Origin of the sequence: Streptomyces beijiangensis (assembly GCF_017315755.1) — a bacterium.
GTDB classification, from domain to species: Bacteria; Actinomycetota; Actinomycetes; order Streptomycetales; family Streptomycetaceae; genus Streptomyces; species Streptomyces beijiangensis.
This window is the reverse complement of record NZ_JAFLRJ010000181.1, coordinates 1-2,297: the sequence shown is the minus strand read 5'-3', so window position 1 is coordinate 2,297 and position 2,297 is coordinate 1. Positions and strand designations below refer to the sequence as shown.

General features: G+C 72.4%; 2 protein-coding genes. One reads left to right on the top strand and one right to left on the bottom strand.

The genetic code is table 11. The annotated features are described in order from the left end of the window. Positions 1-1,805, top strand: a 1,805-nt coding sequence (locus tag J0695_RS20100) for an ATP-binding protein (RefSeq protein WP_443726326.1), incomplete at its 5' end; no start/stop codon positions are given. On the opposite strand, the gene J0695_RS20095 is transcribed toward J0695_RS20100, so the two are convergent. Beyond that, positions 1,792-2,297 (bottom strand): NPCBM/NEW2 domain-containing protein (locus tag J0695_RS20095; protein WP_206963494.1); only part of this gene is annotated, 506 nt, incomplete at its 5' end. The genes J0695_RS20100 and J0695_RS20095 overlap by 14 nt on opposite strands.

Sequence of the window (2,297 nt, the reverse complement as noted above, 5' to 3'; positions counted from 1 at the left end):
CCATCGAGCTCGCCGCCGCCCGACTGCGCCTGCTCACCCCACGCGAGATCGCCGCCCGTCTCGACGACCGCTTCCGCCTCCTCACCTCGGGCGCCCGCACCGTCCTGCCGCGCCAGCAGACACTGCGCGCCGTGGTCGACTGGTCCTGGGACCTCCTCGACGACCAGGAACGGACCGCCCTCCGCGCCCTCTCCGTCTTCGCCGGCGGATGGGACCTGGCCGCCGCGGAATCCGTCGGTGTGACGCCCGACGCCATGGCGGCCCTCGTCGACAAGTCCCTGCTGGTCACCACCCCCACCCCCGCCGGTATGCGCTACCGGATGCTCGAGACGATCCACGAGTACGCGACCGAACGTGCGGCCCAGACCCCCACGGCCCTCATGGAGTCCCGCCGCGCCCACAGCGCGTACTACCTCGCCCTCGCCGAAGAGGCCGACCCTCTCCTCCGCTCCGGGGCCCAACTCCCCTGGATCCGCCGCACCGAGACCGAGCTGGACAACTTCCGGGCAGCCCTGCGGACCACCCTCGCCGCCCGCGACGAGCCGGCGGGGCAGCGCTTCGTCCAGGCGCTGGGCTGGTTCTGGTGGCTGCGCAACTACCGCCGTGAGGGCGTCGAATGGGCCGAGCGGGTCGTCGCACTGGGAGACGACCCCACCGATCCCGGCGACCCCCGCTATCACCCCCGGATGCGCCTGCGCCTCCTGCTGATCTTCCTCGCCATCGAGTCGGGACCGCAGGCGGAGATGTCCGACCCCGCACTGGAGAACATCCTCAGCCGTATCCGCGACACCTACTCCCGGGGTGGCCCGGAGGCGGCGAGCTTCCCCGGACTGCTCTGGCCCTTCACCCTGTTCGGCCATGAGGCCCACTTCGCGCGCGAGAACCTCGACGCGGTCGTCGACAACTGCCGTCGCTACGGCGGCGACTGGGAGATCGGCGTCGCCCTGATGTTCCGTACGCACGTCGTCGTCGACCTGCCCGGCGGCCTCGAAGGCGTCGACGAGAGCCTCGCCGAACTCCGTACGCTCAGCGCCCGCGTCGGCGACCGCTGGATGCGCGCCCAGGTCGCCTCCGCCACCGGCGAGGCCTGCATGGCGCGCGGGCGCGGCGAGGAGGCCAAGGCGGCGTACGAGGAGGCGCTGCGTCTGGCCCGCGAGGTCGGCGCCCACGCGGAGGCCCCGTTCCTCATCGGCCGCATCGCCGAACTCGCCTACCGGGACGGCGACTTCGACAGGGCCGAGAAGTTCCTCGACGAGTCGTCCGACGAGGCCGAACAGTTCGGCGTCTGGGACGCCCGCGCCTACATCAGCGTGCTGCGCGCGACCATCGCCCTGGACCGCGACGAGCCCGTACGCGCCCGCTTCCAGTACGTGCAGGCCTGCGACATCCTCATCCGCGGCACCCCGCCACCGCAGTTCACCGCCGTCCTCGCATGCATCGAAGCCCGCCTGACCGCCCGCGAACAGGGCCCCCGTGAGGGCGCCCGCGCCATGACAGCAGCGTTCCGTACCTCCTGGGAACTGCGCTGCGCGGACCATGTGATGGCAGCAGTGGCAGAGAGCACCGCGGCCGTCCTGGCCGACGCGGGCGAACACCGCCTCGCCGCCCGGATCCTCTCGGCCGCCGAGGGCTGGCGCGCCGACTGCCCCCGCTCGGTGCCCGAGCGGGCCGTCGCACGGACCGTGGATGAGCAGGCGCTGCGGGCCCTCGGTCCCGAGGGTTACGAGACCGAGCGCGCGGCCGGGGCCGCCCTGACCCCCGAAGGGGTCAGCGCGCAGCTCGAAGCGGTCGTCAGCCGCAGCTGATCCGCGACTGGGCCCAGTCGGCCAGTGCGACGGAACCGAAGCGGGTGTGCGGGTCGACGACCAGGCGGATGGTCTTGCGCCCGGCGATCCCGACATGGACGGGCACCGCCGCGTCGTCCCCGCGCATGACCGGCGACTGCCACAGCAGAGCATCGTCCCCGTACACCGAGAACCGCACGGCCCCCAGCCCCATGGTCAGGTCGTCGACCCCCACCAGCGCGTCGTACGTCGTGCACTGCCGGTTGAGATCGATGGTCACCGACGACGGCGCGTGCACGGTCACCCCGTACTCGTAGCGCTGGTCGCCGATCGACATCCCCGACCGCTGCCACAGCCAACTGCTGTCCTGCAGCCGTACTTCGGGCCCGGTGTGGTCACCGAAGACCGAGTAGTCGAGCCGGTTGACCTGGTAAACGGTGGCCGGGGGCGGCGGCGGGGGAGGAGTCGGCTTCGGCGTGGGACTGGGCGTGGGCTCGGGCGACTCCGTGGGTG